Genomic DNA, 17498 nt, shown 5'->3' with positions numbered 1-17498 from the left:
GCCTACAGCGAAGTCCTCAGCGACGAGAAGGCCGCGACCTGCGCGGCCTTCCTGAGCCGGGCCGCAGCCTTCTTCGCCACCTGCGGCATCGACCGCGTCGAACGGGTCCTGACCGACAACGCCTGGCCCTACCGCAAGAGCTTCGCCTGGCGGCAGGCACTGGCCGACCTCGGCGCGGCCGGCAAGCTCACCCGCATCTACCGGCCGCAGACCAACGGCAAGGTCGAACGCTTCAACCGCACCCTGCTCGACGAATGGGCCTACCTGCGGCCCTACGCCAGTAACGACGAACGCACCGAAGCCCTGTCAGACTTCCTGCACACCTACAACCACCACCGCTGCCACACAGCACTCGGCGGCCACCCACCGATCAGCCGCGTCAACAACGCTTCAGGTCAATACATCTAGGCGCTCGCCTGCGCAGAACTGTCCTGCGCCGCCGGTATCCAGCCCTGGCGGCGCAGTACGGCCGACACGTCCGGCGCCCGGTAGTGCTCCCCCTTGAGGACCTTGCCGTCGGCCCGGCGGGCGACCTGTCCGTCCGGGCCGAGCTTGCTCATGTTGGCCCGGTGGATCTCGGCGATCACCTGGTCGAGGTCGATGCCGTGCACCAGCGCCGTGCCGTACGCCACATAGACCACGTCCGCCAGTTCGTGCGCGAGCTTGTCCAGCGGGCCGGCGACCGCGACCTCGGCGACCTCCGCGGCCTCCTCGGCGAGCAGTTCCCCACGGTGCGCGGCCAGTTCGGGGTCCACCTCCGCCGGCGTGGTGCGGGCGTCGAGGCCGAAGGCGCGGTGGAACTCTCGGACGAGGTCGGCGGGAGAAGTGCTCATGCGACGACTCTAACGGCCACCACTGACACAGCCCTCCGTCCGCCTCCGGAGCCCGGAGTGACCCCCGAGTGACCCCGGAGTGACCCCGGCCCTGGTCAGCGTCGCACCCGGCCTGGCAGGATCGCCGCATGTCCAAGGTCTTCCCCCGTTTCAGCAGGCGCCGGGCGCTGCCGGCCGCGGCCACCGGTGCCGTGGTGCTCGGGCTGCTGCTGTGGTGGCTGCTGCCGCTCGGCGAGAAGCCGCCGAGCGGGACGATCGTCTTCAGCACGGGCACGCCCCGGGGGGTCTACCAGGAGTACGGCGAGCGGCTGCGCGCCGAGTTCGCCAAGGACATGCCCAACCTGAAGGTGAAGCTCCTGAACAGCGCCGGCTCGCAGGAGAACGTGCAGCGGGTGGCGACCGGCAAGGCCGACTTCACCATCGCGGCGGCCGACGCGGTGGAGGCGTACGAGCTGCGGCACGGCAGCGGCGCCGAGCGCCTGCGCGGGGTGGCCCGGCTCTACGACGACTACGTCCACCTCGTCGTGCGCAGTGACTCGGACATCAGAAGCGTCGCGGACCTGCGGCACAAGCGGGTGGCGACCGGGCTGCCGGACTCCGGGGTACGGCTGATAGCCGACCGGCTGCTCAAGGCCGCCGGCATCGATCCCCACAAGGACATCACCCCGGTCGCGGACGGCATCGACACCGGGCCCGACCAGCTGGAGCAGCGCAGGATCGACGCCTTCTTCTGGTCGGGCGGCCTGCCCACCAAGGGACTTGCCGCGCTGGCCCAGAAGTCCGCCTTCAAGTTCGTGCCGATCGGGGGCGACCTGGTCACCAAGCTGCACGGCCAGGGCGAGGAGGCGCGCTACTACCGGGCCACCAACATCCCCGAGTCGGCCTACCCGGCCGTACAGCAGGGCACCGAGGTCCCGACGATCGCCGTGTCCAACCTCCTGATGACCCGCGCGGACATGGACCCCAGGCTCACCGAATGGGTGACCCGCACCGTCATCAAGAGCCGCGACGACATCGGCGCGCATGTCCACTCCGCCCAACTGGTCGATCTGCGGACCGCCATCTACACCGATCCGCTGCCCCTCCAGGAGGGTGCGCGCCGCTACTACATCTCGATGAAGCCGTAGCGGGGCCCGGGGCCGATCCCCGCAAGCCTCGCCGTCGAGCCGCACCCCGTGCCCCGGCCCCCGGTCACGGCTCCGCGTGTCTGGGCACCGTCACCGTCACCCGTAGTCCCCGCGGCTCATGGTGGGTGTAGGCGATCGAGCCGCCGCCCGCCGTGAGCAGCGTGTGCACGATGGACAGGCCGAGGCCCGAGCCCTTGATGTTCTGGTGGCGGCCGCTGCGCCAGAACCGGTCGCCCACGCGCGCGAGTTCCTCGTCGCTGAGACCGGGCCCGCTGTCGGTGACGACGACCGTGGACCTGTCGCCGTCGGCGGCCACGGTGACCTCCACCGTGCCGCCCTCGGGGGAGAACTTCACGGCGTTGTCGATCACGGCGTCCAGGGCGCTGGACAGGGTGATCGGGTCCGCCCAGGCGGTCGTGGGCGGGCAGTCCCCGGTCAGCCGGACGCCGTTGGCCTCGGCGGCCGGAGACCAGGCGGCGACCCGCTCCTCGGCGAGGGCGCCGATGTCGGTCAGCCTCAGGTCGGCCTCGGCGTGCTCGGCCAGCGCCAGGTCCAGCAGGTCGTCCAGGACCTGGGCGAGGCGCTTGCCCTCGGTGCGGACCGAGGCGATCTCCTCGTTGTCCTCGGGGAGTTCGAGGGCGAGCAGTTCGATGCGCAGCAGCAGCGCCGCGAGCGGGTTGCGCAGCTGGTGCGAGGCGTCCGCGACGAAGGCGCGCTGCTGCTCCAGCACGTCCTCGACGTTGTCCGCCATCTCGTTGAACGAGCGGGCGAGCCGTCTGAGTTCCGGCGGTCCCCCACCGACCGCGACCCGCGACTTCAGCCGTCCGGTGGCGATGTCGTGGGTGGTGGCGTCGAGGACCCGTACCGGTCTGAGCACCCAGCCCGTCAGCCGCAGCGCCGCGCCGACGGCCAGCAGCATCGCCGCGATCTCGCCGGCCCCGATGATCAGCCAGCCGCGCAGCGTCCGCGAACGCATCTGCCCGGTGGGCGAGTCGGTGACCACGACCGCCACGACGTCCCCGTCCCGGATCACCGGGGAGGCCACGACCAGCCGGGTGCGCTGCCAGGGCCACACCTGCCGAGGGTCATGGCTGCGCCGGCTGAGCAGCGCCTCCTCGAACGCCTCCCGCAACTCCCCCGTCCGCGGGACGAACCAGTCGTCGGGGGCGTTGACCATCGCCGAGCCGTTGCGGTAGAAGACGCCCGCGCGGATGCCGTAGACGCCGTAGTAGCTGGCGAGTTCGCTGCGCAGGGCCTCCAGGCGCTCGCCGGTGCTGGTGCGGCGCGATCCGCCGGGCCCGTCGGTGACGAACTGGGCGAGCGCCGCGAAGCGTGCCGTGTCGTCGATGCGGTCGACCACGACCTTCTGCTGCTGTGCGGCGGCCAGGCTGACGGCGAGCGGAAGCCCGAGGGCGAGGAGGACGGCCGCCATCAGGATGATGAGCAGCGGCAGCAGACGTGCGCGCACCCGTCCCCGCTAGGCGGCCGGGGCGACGAGCCGGTAGCCGACGCCGCGTACGGTCTCGATCAGCGCGGGCATGCGCAGTTTGGCGCGCAGGGAGGCGACGTGCACCTCCAGGGTGCGGCCGGTGCCCTCCCAGCTGGTGCGCCAGACCTCGCTGATGATCTGCTCCCGCCGGAAGACGACTCCGGGGCGCTGCGCGAGCAGGGCGAGCAGGTCGAACTCCTTGCGGGTCAGTTGGACAACCGAACCGTCCACGGTGACCTGCCGGGTGGGCAGTTCGATGCGTACGGGACCGAGATGCAGCGCGCTCTCGCCGCCGGTCGCCGGGTCCTCGTGGACGCTTCGCCGGCTGACGGCGTGGATACGGGCGAGCAGTTCCCCGGTGTCGTACGGCTTCACCACGTAGTCGTCGGCGCCCAGGTTGAGCCCGTGGATGCGGGAGCGGACGTCGGAGCGGGCCGTCACCATGATCACCGGGGTGCTGGTGCGCTTGCGTATCTTGCCGCAGACCTCGTAGCCGTCCTGGTCGGGCAGGCCCAGGTCCAGCAGGACCACGCCGAAACCGTCGCCCTCGGGGACCAGCGCCTGCAGGGCCTCCTCGCCGCTGCGCGCGTGGGTGACGTCGAAACCGTGACGCGCGAGTACGGCGGACAGGGCCGCGGCGACGTGATTGTCGTCCTCGACGAGCAGCAGTCTCATCCCGGCCCCCTCCGGTTCAGCGGTCGTACGGTCTCGGTTCACGCGGGTCCGGTACGCCACGCGCGCGTGCACCATGGCAGTCACGCCGATGGATAAGGACGGCGTCAAGGGGCTTCCGGTTGCCTGCCGCTTCCGTTATCCGGCCGATACACGCAAGGGCGGCAGGTGCTACCACACGTGTCCGACTGCTATCGGATCGTGATGCTCAGATCTCCCTCAGATGTGATGACGCAGGTCACAGCCGCTCACTACTGTCCTCCGAAACCGAGGAGGACGGAGCCCGAGAGCGATGACCAATGTATCGGTGACCAAGGAAGACGTGGTCACGTCCGACGAACTGGTCGTCCTGAAGAGCGTCAACAAGCACTTCGGCGCGTTGCACGTTCTCCAGGACATCGACCTGACGATCGCCCGCGGCGAGGTCGTCGTGGTCATCGGGCCCTCCGGGTCCGGAAAGTCGACCCTGTGCCGGACCATCAACCGCCTGGAGACGATCGACGAGGGCACCATCACCATCGACGGCAAGCCCCTGCCCCAGGAGGGCAAGGAGCTGGCCCGGCTGCGGGCGGACGTCGGGATGGTCTTCCAGTCCTTCAACCTCTTCGCGCACAAGACCGTGCTCGAGAACGTGATGCTGGGCCAGCTCAAGGTCCGCAAGACGGACAAGAAGCAGGCCGAGGAGAAGGCCCGGTCCCTGCTCGACCGGGTCGGCGTGGGCACCCAGGCCGACAAGTATCCCGCCCAGCTGTCCGGCGGCCAGCAGCAGCGCGTCGCCATCGCGCGGGCACTGGCGATGGGCCCGAAGGTCATGCTCTTCGACGAGCCGACCTCCGCCCTCGACCCCGAGATGATCAACGAGGTCCTCGAGGTCATGCAGCAGCTCGCCCGTGAGGGCATGACGATGGTCGTCGTCACCCATGAGATGGGCTTCGCACGATCGGCTGCGAACCGCGTGGTCTTCATGGCCGACGGCCGGATCGTCGAACAGGCTGCGCCCGACCAGTTCTTCAGCAACCCGCGCAGCGACCGGGCCAAGGACTTCCTGTCCAAGATCCTGCACCACTGACGGCGCCGCGCTGCTCAGCGCCCCTGGGTCGCCTTTTCCAACGGACCTCGTTCCGCACCACATCAAAGGATGTTCACCATGAAGCTCCGCAAGGTCACCGCCGCCTCGGCCGCCGTCCTCGCCCTCGCCCTGTCCGCCACCGCGTGCGGCGGCGGCAAGAAGAACGACAGCGGTTCCTCCGGCGGTGGCAAGAAGATCGCGATCGGCATCAAGTTCGACCAGCCGGGCCTCGGCCAGAAGACCCCGCAGGGCTACGCGGGCTTCGACGTCGACGTGGCCACCTACGTTGCCAAGAAGCTCGGCTACAGCGCGGACCAGATCGAGTGGAAGGAGTCGAAGAGCGCCGACCGCGAGACCATGCTGCAGCGCGGTGACGTCGACTTCATCGCCGCGACCTACTCGATCACGCCGAAGCGTGAGGCGAAGGTCGACTTCGCCGGCCCGTACCTGCTGGCCCACCAGGACGTGCTGCTGCGCGCGGACGAGACGAAGATCAAGTCTCCGGCGGATCTGAACGGCAAGAAGCTCTGCTCGGTGGCCGGCTCGACCTCGGCGCAGAACGTCCACGACAAGCTGGCTCCCAAGGCCAACCTCGTGACGTACCCGACCTACTCGGCCTGTCTGGGCGGTCTGCAGAGTGGCGCGATCGACGCCCTCACCACGGACGACTCGATCCTCGCGGGCTACGCCTCCCAGGCCCAGTTCAAGGGCAAGTTCAAGCTGGGCGGCTTCAAGATGACCAATGAGAACTACGGCATCGGCGTCAAGAAGGGCAGCGACCTCAAGGCCAAGATCAACAAGGCCCTTGAGGAGATGGTCTCCGACGGCTCGTGGGAGACGGCCGTGAAGAAGAACTTCGGCCCGGCCGGCTACAAGAACGAGCCCGCCCCGAAGATCGGCGACATCAAGAGCTGAGGCAACGCCCCGCCGGTGCGCCGCCTCTGAACACGGCGGCGCACCGGGGCATCCCTACACGCGGAAGCGCGGGAGATCGTGTTCGACTTTCTTGACAAGTACGACGTGCTGGGCGCCTTCTGGACGACGGTGCAGCTGACGCTGCTGTCGGCCGTGGGCTCCCTGGTCTGGGGCACTCTGCTGGCCGCCATGCGAGTGGGCCCGGTGCCGCTGATGCGCGGTTTCGGCACCGCCTATGTGAACATCGTGCGGAACATCCCGCTCACGGTGATCATCCTGTTCTCCTCCCTCGGCCTCAACCAGACGCTGGGGATCAGCCTCGGTGCGGACGACTTCAAGACGATCAACTTCCGGCTGGCCGTGCTCGGTCTGATCGTCTACACCTCCGCCTTCGTCTGCGAGGCGATCCGTGCCGGCATCAACACCGTGCCGGTCGGCCAGGCGGAGGCGGCGCGAGCCATCGGTCTCAGCTTCAACCAGGTGCTGGGCCTGGTCGTACTGCCGCAGGCCTTCCGCGCGACCGTCGGCCCGCTGACCAACGTACTGATCGCGTTGACCAAGAACACGACCGTGGCCGCCGCAATCGGTGTGACGGAGGCGGCGCTCCTGATGAAGGACATGATCGAGAACGAGGCGCAGCTGCTGGCGATCTCCGCCGTCATCGCCTTCGGGTTCGTCTGCCTGACCCTGCCGACCGGTCTGATCCTCGGCTGGGTGGGCAAGAAGGTGGCGGTGAAGCGATGAGCTCGGTCCTGTACGACGTCCAGGGGCCCCGCGCCAAGCGGCGCAACATCCTGTACACGGCGGTCTTCCTGATCGCCCTCGCGGCCGTCGCGTGGTGGGTGTACAAGTCGTTCGACGACAAGGGGCAGCTGGACTGGGCGCTGTGGAAGCCCTTCTTCAGCGGCACCGAGGCGTATACGACGTACATATGGCCCGGTCTGCAGAAGACCCTGGAAGCGGCGGCCCTGGCGATGGTCATCGCGCTTCCGCTCGGCGCCGTCCTCGGTATCGCCCGGCTCTCGGACCACCTGTGGGTGCGCGTCCCGGCCACGATCGTGATCGAGTTCTTCCGCGCGATCCCCGTCCTGGTCCTGATGATCTTCGGGCTCGCACTCTTCGCCCAGTACACCGACGTCAGTTCGGACGACCGGCCGTTCTACGCGGTCGTCACCGGCCTGGTGCTGTACAACGCGTCGGTGCTCGCGGAGATCGTCCGCGCGGGCATCCTCGCCCTGCCGAAGGGACAGTCCGAGGCGGCCCTGGCGATCGGCCTGCGCAAGGGGCAGATGATGCGGCTCATCCTGCTGCCGCAGTCGGTCACCGCCATGCTCCCGGCCATCGTCAGCCAGCTGGTGGTCATCGTGAAGGACACCGCCCTCGGCGGCGCGGTCCTCACCTTCCCCGAACTGATGGCCTCGGCCAACACGATGTCCGGCTACTACGGCGACATGATCGCCTCGCTGACCGTGGTGGCCGTGATCTTCGTGATCATCAACTTCTCCCTGACCTCGTTCGCGAGCTGGCTGGAGGGCCGGCTGCGGCGCGGCAAGAAGTCGACCGGCGCGATGCTCGGCGTCGAGGACACCGTGGGCATCCCGGGCCACGCGGGAACGGGAACCGCCGCCTGACGCCCGGTCAGAGCCGAAAGCATCACCCGGAGGCAGTGGCGTGATCGCCACTGCCTCCGTTCGCTTGACGCAAACTCTGCCAATGGGTTGCATACGTTGTGTGATCGTGCACCCCGCTCCCCCTTCCTGTTCACTTGTCTCCGTCAGGGAATCGTCACGGGCAGGGGGCGCCGCGTCATGGACCCGGTGATCATCGTCGGTGCGGGGCCGGTCGGGCTCACGCTCGCCCTGGCGCTGGCCCGCCAGGAGGTGCCGACCGTCGTCCTGGACGAGGGGCCCGGCAAGGACGAACCCCGCCCGGCGCGCACCGTCGTGCTGCGCGAGGACACGGCCGCCCTGCTGGAGCGGCTGACCGGGATGGCGCTCGGTGAGCAGGGCATGCGCTGGGCCGGATGGCGGTCCCTCAGGCGCAAGCAGGTGATGAGCGAGTGCACCTTCGACGAGGCGGACCCCGCCGCCCCGCTGCACCTCGCCCAGCACGTCCTCACCGGCGCCCTGCGCGCGGCCATCGCCGACGAGCCGCTGGTCAAGGTGGCCGTGGACAGCCGTCTGGACTCGATCGAGCAGGAGCGTTCCGGCGTCACGGCGCACACCCGGGGCGCGAACGGCACGTGGTGGCGCGGCAGTTACCTTGTCGGGTGCGACGGACCGCGCTCCACGGTGCGCAAACTCCAGGACATCCGCTTCCCCGGCCGTACGGCGGTGGAGCGGCACGCGGTGGCCGCGCTGCGCACGGAACTTCCGTGGGGGGACCGGGCGTTGCTCCATCGGATGCCGCCGTGGCGGCAGTCAGGGCCCTCGGCCGGGGAGGTGACCGCCCGTCCCCTCCCGGACGGCGTGTGGCGCCTGGACTGGCTGCTGCCCCCCGGCAAGGACCTGGTCACGCCCGAGATCCTGGTGACCCGGATCCGCGAGACGCTCGCGGGCTGGACGGACGGCTCCACACCGGTGTACGACCTGCTCGACACCGGTGTCCACACGGTGCACCACCGGCTGGCCCGCCGGTGGCGCGTCGGCCGGGTCTTCCTCGCCGGGGACGCGGCCCATCTGCTGGGCGCGCTCGGCACCCAGGGGCTGGAGGAGGGTCTCCGGGACGCCGACAACCTCGCCTGGAAGCTGGCCTCGGCCTGGCACCACGGCCCGCGTGAGGCGCTGCTGGACAGCTACCAGGCCGAGCGGCGCGCCATGATCGCCGCCCGGCTGCGCGCCGCCGACCAGGTGCTGCCGATGCTGCGCGGCTCCGGTGGGCTGCGCCAGATCGTCCCCGGTGCGGCACGCGGCCACGACACCCTGCTCACGGAAGGTCACCTTGGGCGCGGACCGCTCAGTGCGCCGGAGGCGTACGCCGAGTCGCCGCTCGGTCCCCGGCAGCTGGAGGGCGAGATCCCGGTCGACACCCCACGCGGCGCGCCCGTCACCGACGTACGGGTCACCGCGGAGGATGGTTCCTTCGTGCAACTGCGCGACCGGCTCGGCCGCGGCGCCCTCCTCGTCGTGCTGATCGCGCCCGGCACGGGGGTGTGGGACCGCAGGCACTGGGTCTCCGCCGGAGTGATGCCCCGGCTCGCGGCGGCCGTGACCGCCCTGCCGTACCCCGCCGAACTGCTGGTCGCCGAGGGCTACCCGGGTGCGCCGGCGCACAGCGTGCTGCTCGTGCGCCCCGACGGTCACCTGGTCACAGCGCTGAGCGGCGTCCGCCCGGCCGACCTCTACGCGGCGGCGGAGGCGGCGGTGGGCGGCCCGGCCAAGGAGGAGGCACAGGCGGCCTCCGGCGCCCGCTGACCCGAGCCCAGTCACCCTCTGTCCACATGGTGACGGTGAGTTGACCGGAGTACACCGGCATGCTGTACTCCGGACCATGACCGACACGTGCGTGCGCCTGTGGCGGAGGGTCCACATGGACCTCGTCCGCTACGCGGGCTGCGTGTGTCGCCCGTCCTGCTGAATTCGCATCCCTCTTCCTGTCCGGGCGCCATGGTGTGCGCCCGTTCCGCGAACCCTCTTCAGGCTTCAGGACGGTGTACGTGTCTGTCTCCCCCACTCCCGTGTCCCCTGCCGTCGGCTCGGCGCCCACCCAGGCGGACCTCCTCGACTTCGCACGGCGTACGGCCGCCGACGCCGAGCTGATCGCCTCCCTTCCGCTCGACCCGGAGGGCCGCACCTGGGTGCGGCTGAAGGGTCCGGGCGGCAGCGAGGCATGGCTCATCGGCTGGCCGCCCGGCACCGGCACCGGCTGGCACGACCACGCCGACTCGGTCGGCGCGTTTCTCACCGCCTCGGGCGTGCTCAAGGAGAACTCGCTCGCCGCCCGGCTGCCGACCGACGGCTGGAAGAAGCTGGAACTCACCGAGGGCGTGGACCGCGAGCGCCGACTGCCCGCCGGCGAGGGCCGCGCCTTCGGCCGTCACCATGTCCACGAGGTCTTCAACGAGTCTCGCACCCAGCACGCGATCTCCGTGCACGCCTACTACCCGCCCCTGCCGCGCATCCGCCGCTACAGTCGCAGCGGTCAGGTCCTGCACCTGGAGCAGGTCGAACGCCCGGAGGACTGGCAGTGAGCGGCACCATCGGTCAACCACCGGTCGGCATCGACGAGTTGCTGGACCGGGTGCGCGCGGGCTATCGGCGCATCGAGGCACGGGAGGCGCACGAGGCGGCGCGGACGGGCGAGGCGCTGCTGGTCGACATCCGGTACGCGGCCCTGCGCGAGCGGGACGGGCTGATCCCCGGCGCCCTCGTCATCGAGCGCAACGAACTGGAGTGGCGCCTCGATCCCCAGGGCAGCCATCGCGTCCCCGAGGCCACCGGCCACGACCTGCGCATCGTGGTGATCTGCAACGAGGGCTACGCCTCCACCCTCGCCACCGCCTCCCTCCACCAACTCGGGCTGCACCGGGCGACGGACCTGGTCGGTGGCTTCCAGGCCTGGCGGACGGAGGGCCTCCCGGTGGAGCCGGCGTCACCCTGATCCGGAACGACTCCGGGAAGCCCGGCGTGCAGACTCGCCCGCGCGTGGCGGGGAGAGCGCTGCGGCGGCCCGGCGTCTTCGGCAGGGGGTTGACCTCCCCTGCGCATGTGGGGAGTTCGTGGAAGTCCCGGGGCCCGCCCGGCCCCGGACCCACCGATACCCCGCCCCCGTCCCGGGGCCTCAGCAGTCCCCTTCGCCGAGGAACTCCGTGTCCTCGCCCTCTTCCTCCAGGGCCTGACGGACTACGCGGAGGGCCATGCCCTCGGGGTAGCCCTTGCGGGCGAGCATGCCGGCGAGACGGCGGAGCCGCTTGTCACGGTCGAGGCCACGGGTGGCGCGGAGCTTGCGGGCCACGAGTTCGCGGGCCGTCGCCTCCTCCTGCTCGGAGTCGAGCTGGGAGACGGCCTCGTCGATCAGTGCCGACTCGACCCCCTTGGTGCGCAGCTCCTGGGCGAGTGCCCGGCGCGCGAGCCCCCGGCCGTGGTGCCGGGACTCCACCCAGGCGTCCGCGAACGCGCTGTCGTCGATCAGCCCGACCTCCTCGAACCGCGACAGCACCTCCTCGGCCACGTCCTCGGGGATCTCCCGCTTGCGCAGGGCGTCCGCGAGTTGCTTGCGGGTGCGCGGGGTCCCGGTGAGCAGGCGCAGGCAGATCGCCCGTGCCCGCTCAGCCGGGTCCCCTGAAGACTCCCCCCGCTCGGCCCTCGACGAGGCAGGGGAGCCTTCGTCCTCCTCACCGGGGGCGTCCCCGAAGCCGCGCCGCCGCCGGCCGCGCCTCCGGCCACTCGGCGGGCCGACGCCACCGCGGGAGCCGCGGACGGGTGAGCCACCCCCGTACGGCTCGTCGCCCGTGTCGCCCGGTCGGGCAGCGCCGGTATCCCCGTATCCACCGGTGCCGTGGTACTCGCCGTGCCCGTCGTGACCCTGGTAACCGTCGTCCGCGTATCCGTCGCCACCGCCCGGGGCGGAGGCCGGGCGGCCCCCGGTGCCCCTCCCCCGTGGGGCACCGGGGGTGGCGTACTCGTACTCGGCCCAGTCGGTTCGTCGTGTCACGGGTCAGCTCTTGGCTGCGGCGGCCTTGGGCTTGGTGGCCTTGGCGGCTGCCGGGGCGGGCGCCGCCTTGGCGTCGTCGGCGGCAGCGGTGGCGACCGCAGCGTCCGCGCCCGGCTCGGCGGCGGGCTCCTCCGGCCGGACTCCGACGCCCAGCTTCTCCTTGATCTTCTTCTCGATCTCGTTGGCCAGGTCGGGGTTGTCCTTGAGGAAGTTGCGCGCGTTCTCCTTGCCCTGGCCGAGCTGGTCGCCCTCGTACGTGTACCAGGCGCCGGCCTTGCGGACGAAGCCGTGCTCCACGCCCATGTCGATCAGACCGCCCTCGCGGCTGATGCCCTGGCCGTAGAGGATGTCGAACTCGGCCTGCTTGAAGGGCGGGGCGACCTTGTTCTTGACGACCTTGCAACGGGTGCGGTTGCCGACCGCCTCCGTGCCGTCCTTCAGGGTCTCGATGCGGCGGATGTCGATACGCACCGAGGCGTAGAACTTCAGCGCGCGGCCACCGGTCGTGGTCTCCGGGGAGCCGAACATCACGCCGATCTTCTCGCGGAGCTGGTTGATGAAGATCGCGGTGGTCTTGGACTGGTTGAGCGCGCTGGTGATCTTCCGCAGGGCCTGGCTCATCAGGCGGGCCTGCAGACCGACGTGGCTGTCGCCCATCTCGCCCTCGATCTCCGCGCGCGGGACGAGCGCGGCGACGGAGTCGATGACGATGAGGTCGAGGGCGCCGGAGCGGACGAGCATGTCCACGATCTCCAGGGCCTGCTCGCCGTTGTCGGGCTGGGAGAGGATCAGGTTGTCGATGTCGACGCCGAGCTTGCGCGCGTACTCGGGGTCGAGGGCGTGCTCCGCGTCCACGAAGGCGACCTGGCCGCCGGCCTTCTGGGCGTTGGCCACGGCGTGCAGGGTCAGGGTCGTCTTACCGGAGGACTCCGGGCCGTAGATCTCGACGACACGGCCGCGCGGCAGGCCGCCGACGCCGAGGGCGACGTCGAGTGCGGTCGACCCGGTCGGGATGACCTCGATGGGCTCCTTCGACCGCTCGCCCATGCGCATGACCGCGCCCTTGCCGAATTGCCGTTCAATCTGTGCGAGCGCGGCGTCGAGCGCCTTCTCGCGGTCGGTTCCTGCCATGGGTTCCACCCGGTTTGCTTGAGTCGATCGCTTCACGTCAAAGACGCTAACGCCTGCCACTGACAATGCGCCCCGACGCAGGTCCAGCCTGTGGATAACCATGGGACTTCTGCCCGCGAAACGGTACGAAATCCACTGCCCAAAGCCTCGCCTGAGCCTCCATGAGAATGGATGTTCGATTTTGGTGTCAAGCGACACCATGCGGTGCCCGGAACCCGTGCTTCAGCACCCGTCGCCGCTACTCCCGGCGGCGTACGGCGGGTGTCTGCGGCCGGACGACGACCGGGCGGGCCGCTCCCGGGAGCCTTGGCCCATGAAGAATCCGCGCGCCGTCGACCGCCTCTGTCATGCGACGGGGCTGCTCCTCGTCCTGTCCGGCCTCGTGCACCTGGGGGTGTTCGCGGTCGACGGAGGCCCGTGGGACGGTCCCGTCTCCTGGCGCAAGCCCGTCACCTTCGGGCTCTCCTTCGGGGTGACGCTGATCGCGATCACCTGGGTCACGTCGTATCTGCGCGTCGGCCCTCGGCTGCGCTCGGCCCTGCTGCTCGTCTTCGCCGCCGACTGTGTGGTGGAGGTCGGCGGGATCACCCTCCAGGCGTGGCGCCGGGTGCCCTCGCACCTGAACACGGCGACCCCCTTCGACACGGCGGTGTCCATGACGCTGGCGGTGGGCGGCGGTGTCCTGGTCGCCCTGCTCACGGTGTTCGCCGTCGTGTCCTTCCGGCACCGGCCGACAGGCCCGGCCGGCATGCCGCTCGCCGTGCGCTCCGGGTTCGCGATCCTGCTGGTGGCGCTGGCCTCCGGGGCGGCGATGATCGCGCGCGGGGTCGTACTGACCCGGACCGGCCACCAGGAGGCCGCCTACCACTCGACGGCCCCGCTCAAGCCCCTGCACGGCGTGAACCTGCACGCCGTACTCGTCCTGCCCGCGCTGGCCTGGCTGCTGTCCCGCTCGCCCTGGAACGAACGGACACGCGGACGGATCGTGGCCGCGGCGGTCGGCTGTTACACGGCGGCCGTCGCCGGAGCGGGAGCGTGGGCGGTGCTGACGTACCGATGACAGGACCGAGGCGGCGCACCGGCGCCAAGTCTCGCCCACGCCACCGACAACCGGCGCCCACCTGCGGTCTTCGTGACCGATCGGTGCCGTACGGCCGGTCTCTTCACGGACGAGTCAGGAGGTTCCAGGCAGCGCGTCAGCGCCGCTCGCCCGGCACGTCCATGACCGTGCAGACCACGCGCCACACGTCCTTCGCGTCCCAGCCGGCGTCCAGTGCCTCCTGCACCGTGCGCCCGCCCAGCTCCGACATCACGTGATCGCGCGCGAACGTGTCGGCGTACCCCGGACCGAAGTGTTCCGCCATCCGCTGCCAGAAGACCGTCAACCGCATGACTCCAGTATCCCGCCCCTGGGGGTGGGCCCCGGCCGGGAGCGCTTGCCGAGACCGCTTTCCGTCCTACGGTCTGACACATGGCCGAAACAGGAGTTTCCCCACTCCCCTCCACGCCCCCGGCGCGCTCCCCGCTCTTCCGCGCCGAGCAGTTCGTATGGCTCACCGCGCGCGTGCTGGAGCAGCGCCTCTTCGCGTACCACTTCCTGCACGGCACCCCGGACGCGGTGGAAGCGGCGCTGGACGCCTACCGCAACGACGACGGCGGGTACGGGCACGCGCTGGAGCCCGATCTGCGCGGCCCCGTGAGCCAGCCGCTGCACACCGCGCACGCGCTGCGCGTCCTCGATGCCATCGGGCGCTGCGGCGGGCAGCGGATCGAGCGCGTGTGCCGCTATCTGACCTCGGTCTCCACCGCGGACGGCGCCCTGCCGGCGATCCATCCCAGCCAGCGCGGGTATCCGGTGGCACCGTTCGTCCCGGTCGTCGACGACCCTCCCAGCGAACTGCTCGCCACGGGACCGGTGGTGGGGCTGCTGCACCGCAACGAGGTGTGGCACGCCTGGCTGTTCCGGGCCACCGACTTCTGCTGGCAGGCCGTGGAGTCCCTGGAGAAGTCCCACCCCTACGAGGTGGAGGCCGCCGTGGCCTTCCTCGACTCCGCTCCCGACCGCTCGCGCGCGGAGGCCGCCGCGGACCGGCTCGGCCGCCTGGTGCGGGAGCAGCGGCTCGCGGCCCTGGAGCCGGACCGGCTCGACGCGTATCCGGTCGCGTCCGGTTACGCCCCGGGCGAGCACCATTTCCCGCACGACTTCGCCAGGACGCCGGAGTCACTCGCGCGCGCGTGGTTCACGGACGACGAGATGGCACGCTCCCTTGACCACCTGGCCGCCGAGCAGCAGGACGACGGCGGCTGGCCGATCCGCTGGCGCCAGTGGGCAGCGGCGCCCGCACTGGAGGCGCGTCCCCTGGTGACCATCGAGGCACTGCGCACCCTGCGGGCGTACGGCCGTTTCGTGGGCTGAGCCGGTGGCTACGGCGGCTGATCGCGTCCCGCGTGGCCGCCGAACCGATCGGTACGCGCGCGGAACCGCCGCGCGAGCCGTGCCGGTCTGCAGCCGCACCGGCCGGCGCCCGTGACTCGTCACCCGCCGAGAGCCCGTACGCCTGCCGTCACCACCACGGCCGCCGCGACGACCAGCAGGAACGGTGCGCGCAGCACCAGCGTCACGGCGGCCGCGCCGAGCCCTGCGACCCGTGCGTCCAGCACGAGGGCGTGCCCGTCGGCGAACGTCTGCTGAGCCGTGAGCGCGGCGAGGAGGGCGACGGGCAGCAGGGCGGCGAGCCGCCTCACGAAGGGCCGCTCCATGGCGCCCGCGGGCACCAGCAGCCCGGCGAGCTTGACGGCGTAGCAGCCGAAGGCGGTCAAGCCGATCGCGATCCAGGTGTTCACCGGTCCTCCTCCGCTGCGGCGCCGCCGTCCGGTCCGGTCGCTGGCTCGTCCTGCGGGCCGCGCGGCCTTCGACGGCCCTCGGCGACGAGAGCCATCGGTGCCGCCAGTGCCGCCGCCAGGACCGGAACGCCGGCCGGCAGGACGGGCAGCAGGCCGAGGCCCAGCAGGACCGCCAGGCCCGCGACGGCGCGCTCGGTGGTCGTCCTCAGCATCGGTGCGAGCAGTGCCAGGAACACGGCGGGCCCGGCCGCGTCCAGGCCCCACGCGCGCGTGTCGCCGATGGCCTTGGCACCGAGCGCGCCGAGCAGCGTGGTGAGGTTCCAGAGTGCGTACAGGGTGAGCCCGGTGACGGTGAAGCCGATCCGCCGGGCGCGCCGGGTCGGCTGGGCCAGGGTGACCGCCGTGGTCTCGTCGATCACCCACTGGGCGGCGAACGGCCGTACCGCGCGGGGGAGGGCGAGCAGCTGCGACAGCCGCAGCCCGTAGAAGGCGTTGCGCACGCCGAGGAAGAAGGCGCCGGCGGCCGCCGTGAACGGATTGCCTCCGGCGGCGAGCGCTCCGACCAGGGCGAACTGGGAGGCGCCGGTGAAGACCAGGAGGCTGAGCGCGCAGGTCTGGAGCAGCCCGAGCCCACTGCCGGCCGAGGTCACCCCGAAGGCGAATCCGGACAGGCCCACCGCGACGCCCACCCCGAGGGCGTCCCGTACGACGGCCCGGTCGGGCTTGTCCGCGCCGTCGGCGGTCATGTCCGCGAGTGCTGTCTGCTGTGCCACGCCGCAGACGGTACGAATGACCCTCACTCCGGGTCTTGTACGTTCTTGCGCCCGCGCGTGTTCCGCGGCTCGTCCGCGTTCCTGCGCTCGCGCTGGTAGGCCCCCGGGGGCACGCCGACGATCCGCGTGAAGTGCCGGTTGAGGTGCGGCTGGTCGGTGAACCCGACGGCTACGGCAGCCTCGGCGGGAGGTGACCCCGCGTCCAGCAGGAGCCGCGCGCGGCGCACGCGGGCGTCGGTCAGCCAGGCGTGCGGCGGCATGCCGTAGGCGTCACGGAACGCCCGCAGCAGCGCGAAGGGGCTGGTGCCGAGGTCGGTGGCCAGCCGTTCCAGGGTCGGCGGCTCGGCCATCCGCTCGTCCAGCACCGCACGCGCGCGTGCCGCGACACCGGCTCCGGCCGTGCGGACCGGTCGCTGCGGGAGAGGTCCGCCGTTCAGCCGCAGCAGCCTGGTCACGGCGATCCGCAGCAGGGTGTCGGCGGCCAGGGCGTTGCCCTCCTCGGCGGCGCGCAGCACCTGGTGGACCAGGCGGCCGGTGCAGGGGTCGTCGAGGACGGGGCTGACGAAACCCGGCGTGCCCCGGATGGTGGTGGTCTCGGCCGCGATCGCGGCGACCACCTCGGGTGAGGGGTAGACCGCGCCGTACAGCCAGCCCTCGGGGACGCCGGCGCGGCCGGTGTGCGCGGTGTCCGGGTTGACCAGAGCGAGGGCTCCCGCGCCCGCGGACACGTCGGAGCCACGGTGGTGGAAGACCTCGACGCCGTCGGCTATCGCCGCGATCACGAAGTGCTCGTGGGTGTGCCGGACGAAGGTCTTGTGGATGTACCGGGCCCGCAGCAGATCCACGCCGGGCAGGTCGTCGTACCGCCAGTGCCGCGCACGCTCCACCGGCCGACGCCCACCCGTCTCCTCGCCCGTCCGTTCCTCGCCCCGCCGAGCCGCACCCGCCATACGCCCATTCTCCTCGTCGCCCGCGCCGGGCCTCGACCCACGC

Annotated in this window: 21 protein-coding genes; 12 read left to right on the top strand and 9 right to left on the bottom strand. The window is 71.2% G+C overall.

Features of this window, described 5'->3' with window-relative positions; genetic code table 11:
* Positions 1-408: integrase core domain-containing protein (locus ABT288_RS38885; protein WP_351618407.1), on the top strand; the 408-nt coding region annotated here is incomplete at its 5' end.
* On the opposite strand, the gene ABT288_RS38880 is transcribed toward ABT288_RS38885, so the two are convergent.
* Positions 405-833, bottom strand: a complete 429-nt coding sequence (locus ABT288_RS38880; RefSeq protein WP_351618404.1) for a pyrophosphohydrolase domain-containing protein — start codon at positions 831-833, stop codon at positions 405-407. The two genes, ABT288_RS38885 and ABT288_RS38880, sit on opposite strands and share 4 nt — an antisense overlap.
* 128 nt (positions 834-961) lie before the next feature.
* On the opposite strand from ABT288_RS38880, the gene ABT288_RS38875 reads away from it, so the two are divergent.
* Positions 962-1960, top strand: a complete 999-nt coding sequence (locus ABT288_RS38875) for a TAXI family TRAP transporter solute-binding subunit (RefSeq protein ID WP_351618402.1) — start codon at positions 962-964, stop codon at positions 1958-1960.
* Positions 1961-2024: 64 nt separating this feature from the next.
* Here the strand turns inward: ABT288_RS38875 and ABT288_RS38870 are convergent, their stop codons facing one another.
* Positions 2025-3428, bottom strand: a complete 1404-nt coding sequence (locus ABT288_RS38870; RefSeq protein WP_351618399.1) for a sensor histidine kinase — start codon at positions 3426-3428, stop codon at positions 2025-2027.
* A gap of 9 nt (positions 3429-3437) precedes the next feature.
* A complete protein-coding gene (locus tag ABT288_RS38865) occupies positions 3438-4124 on the bottom strand; it encodes a response regulator transcription factor (protein ID WP_351618397.1) in 687 nt (228 codons plus the stop codon).
* Positions 4125-4413: 289 nt separating this feature from the next.
* Here ABT288_RS38865 and ABT288_RS38860 point away from each other — a divergent pair, with 289 nt between their 5' ends.
* The 8 genes from ABT288_RS38860 (at position 4414) to ABT288_RS38825 (ending at position 10704) form a co-directional block, all read left to right on the top strand.
* Positions 4414-5190 (top strand): amino acid ABC transporter ATP-binding protein, encoded by a 777-nt coding sequence (locus ABT288_RS38860; RefSeq protein WP_351618394.1) that lies wholly within the window; start codon positions 4414-4416, stop codon positions 5188-5190.
* Positions 5191-5268: 78 nt separating this feature from the next.
* On the top strand, positions 5269-6105 hold the full coding sequence (locus tag ABT288_RS38855; protein WP_351618392.1) for a glutamate ABC transporter substrate-binding protein: 837 nt from the start codon (positions 5269-5271) through the stop codon (positions 6103-6105).
* A gap of 78 nt (positions 6106-6183) precedes the next feature.
* A complete protein-coding gene (locus ABT288_RS38850) occupies positions 6184-6849 on the top strand; it encodes an amino acid ABC transporter permease (protein ID WP_351618389.1) in 666 nt (221 codons plus the stop codon).
* Positions 6846-7736 carry an amino acid ABC transporter permease gene (locus tag ABT288_RS38845; RefSeq protein WP_351618386.1) on the top strand — a complete coding sequence of 297 codons (891 nt, stop codon included), beginning with the start codon at positions 6846-6848 and terminating at the stop codon, positions 7734-7736. Before ABT288_RS38850 ends, ABT288_RS38845 begins: the two co-directional genes overlap by 4 nt.
* Positions 7737-7913: 177 nt before the next feature.
* A complete protein-coding gene (locus ABT288_RS38840; protein WP_351618383.1) occupies positions 7914-9518 on the top strand; it encodes an FAD-dependent monooxygenase in 1605 nt (534 codons plus the stop codon).
* A gap of 76 nt (positions 9519-9594) precedes the next feature.
* Positions 9595-9681 carry a putative leader peptide gene (locus ABT288_RS38835; protein WP_313960178.1) on the top strand — a complete coding sequence of 29 codons (87 nt, stop codon included), beginning with the start codon at positions 9595-9597 and terminating at the stop codon, positions 9679-9681.
* Positions 9682-9760: 79 nt separating this feature from the next.
* Positions 9761-10294 carry a cupin domain-containing protein gene (locus ABT288_RS38830; protein WP_351618380.1) on the top strand — a complete coding sequence of 178 codons (534 nt, stop codon included), beginning with the start codon at positions 9761-9763 and terminating at the stop codon, positions 10292-10294.
* Positions 10291-10704, top strand: a complete 414-nt coding sequence (locus tag ABT288_RS38825) for a rhodanese-like domain-containing protein (RefSeq protein ID WP_450861423.1) — start codon at positions 10291-10293, stop codon at positions 10702-10704. The genes ABT288_RS38830 and ABT288_RS38825 overlap by 4 nt, the downstream gene beginning before the upstream one ends.
* Positions 10705-10884: 180 nt before the next feature.
* Here the strand turns inward: ABT288_RS38825 and recX are convergent, their stop codons facing one another.
* Both recX and recA read right to left on the bottom strand, forming a co-directional pair.
* On the bottom strand, positions 10885-11757 hold the full coding sequence (recX, locus tag ABT288_RS38820) for a recombination regulator RecX (RefSeq protein WP_351618377.1): 873 nt from the start codon (positions 11755-11757) through the stop codon (positions 10885-10887).
* A gap of 3 nt (positions 11758-11760) precedes the next feature.
* Positions 11761-12888, bottom strand: a complete 1128-nt coding sequence (gene recA / locus ABT288_RS38815; RefSeq protein WP_351618374.1) for a recombinase RecA — start codon at positions 12886-12888, stop codon at positions 11761-11763.
* 313 nt (positions 12889-13201) lie between these two features.
* Between recA and ABT288_RS38810 the strand changes: the two genes are divergently transcribed.
* Positions 13202-13948, top strand: a complete 747-nt coding sequence (locus ABT288_RS38810; RefSeq protein ID WP_351618371.1) for a hypothetical protein — start codon at positions 13202-13204, stop codon at positions 13946-13948.
* A 136-nt stretch (positions 13949-14084) separates the two neighbouring features.
* Here the strand turns inward: ABT288_RS38810 and ABT288_RS38805 are convergent, their stop codons facing one another.
* Positions 14085-14279 carry a DUF3046 domain-containing protein gene (locus ABT288_RS38805; protein ID WP_351618369.1) on the bottom strand — a complete coding sequence of 65 codons (195 nt, stop codon included), beginning with the start codon at positions 14277-14279 and terminating at the stop codon, positions 14085-14087.
* A gap of 80 nt (positions 14280-14359) precedes the next feature.
* Here ABT288_RS38805 and ABT288_RS38800 point away from each other — a divergent pair, with 80 nt between their 5' ends.
* Positions 14360-15304 carry a hypothetical protein gene (locus tag ABT288_RS38800; protein ID WP_351618366.1) on the top strand — a complete coding sequence of 315 codons (945 nt, stop codon included), beginning with the start codon at positions 14360-14362 and terminating at the stop codon, positions 15302-15304.
* Positions 15305-15423: 119 nt separating this feature from the next.
* Here ABT288_RS38800 and ABT288_RS38795 read toward each other — a convergent pair whose 3' ends face one another.
* Genes ABT288_RS38795 through ABT288_RS38785 form a run of 3 tightly spaced genes read right to left on the bottom strand, consistent with a single transcriptional unit; the run spans position 15424 to position 17455 of the window.
* The gene (locus ABT288_RS38795) at positions 15424-15732 is read right to left on the bottom strand and encodes an AzlD domain-containing protein (RefSeq protein ID WP_351618364.1); all 309 of its coding nucleotides are present in this window, start codon (positions 15730-15732) and stop codon (positions 15424-15426) included.
* Positions 15729-16505, bottom strand: a complete 777-nt coding sequence (locus ABT288_RS38790; protein ID WP_502972937.1) for an AzlC family ABC transporter permease — start codon at positions 16503-16505, stop codon at positions 15729-15731. The genes ABT288_RS38795 and ABT288_RS38790 overlap by 4 nt, the downstream gene beginning before the upstream one ends.
* A gap of 23 nt (positions 16506-16528) precedes the next feature.
* Positions 16529-17455, bottom strand: coding sequence for a helix-turn-helix transcriptional regulator (locus tag ABT288_RS38785; RefSeq protein WP_351618361.1), 927 nt, complete (start codon positions 17453-17455; stop codon positions 16529-16531).
* Positions 17456-17498: the final 43 nt, after the last annotated feature.

This window comes from Streptomyces sp. NPDC001093, from assembly GCF_040298985.1.
Lineage (GTDB): Bacteria > Actinomycetota > Actinomycetes > Streptomycetales > Streptomycetaceae > Streptomyces.
Note: the sequence above shows the minus strand (reverse complement) of the source record. Positions and strands in the feature narration are given on the sequence as shown.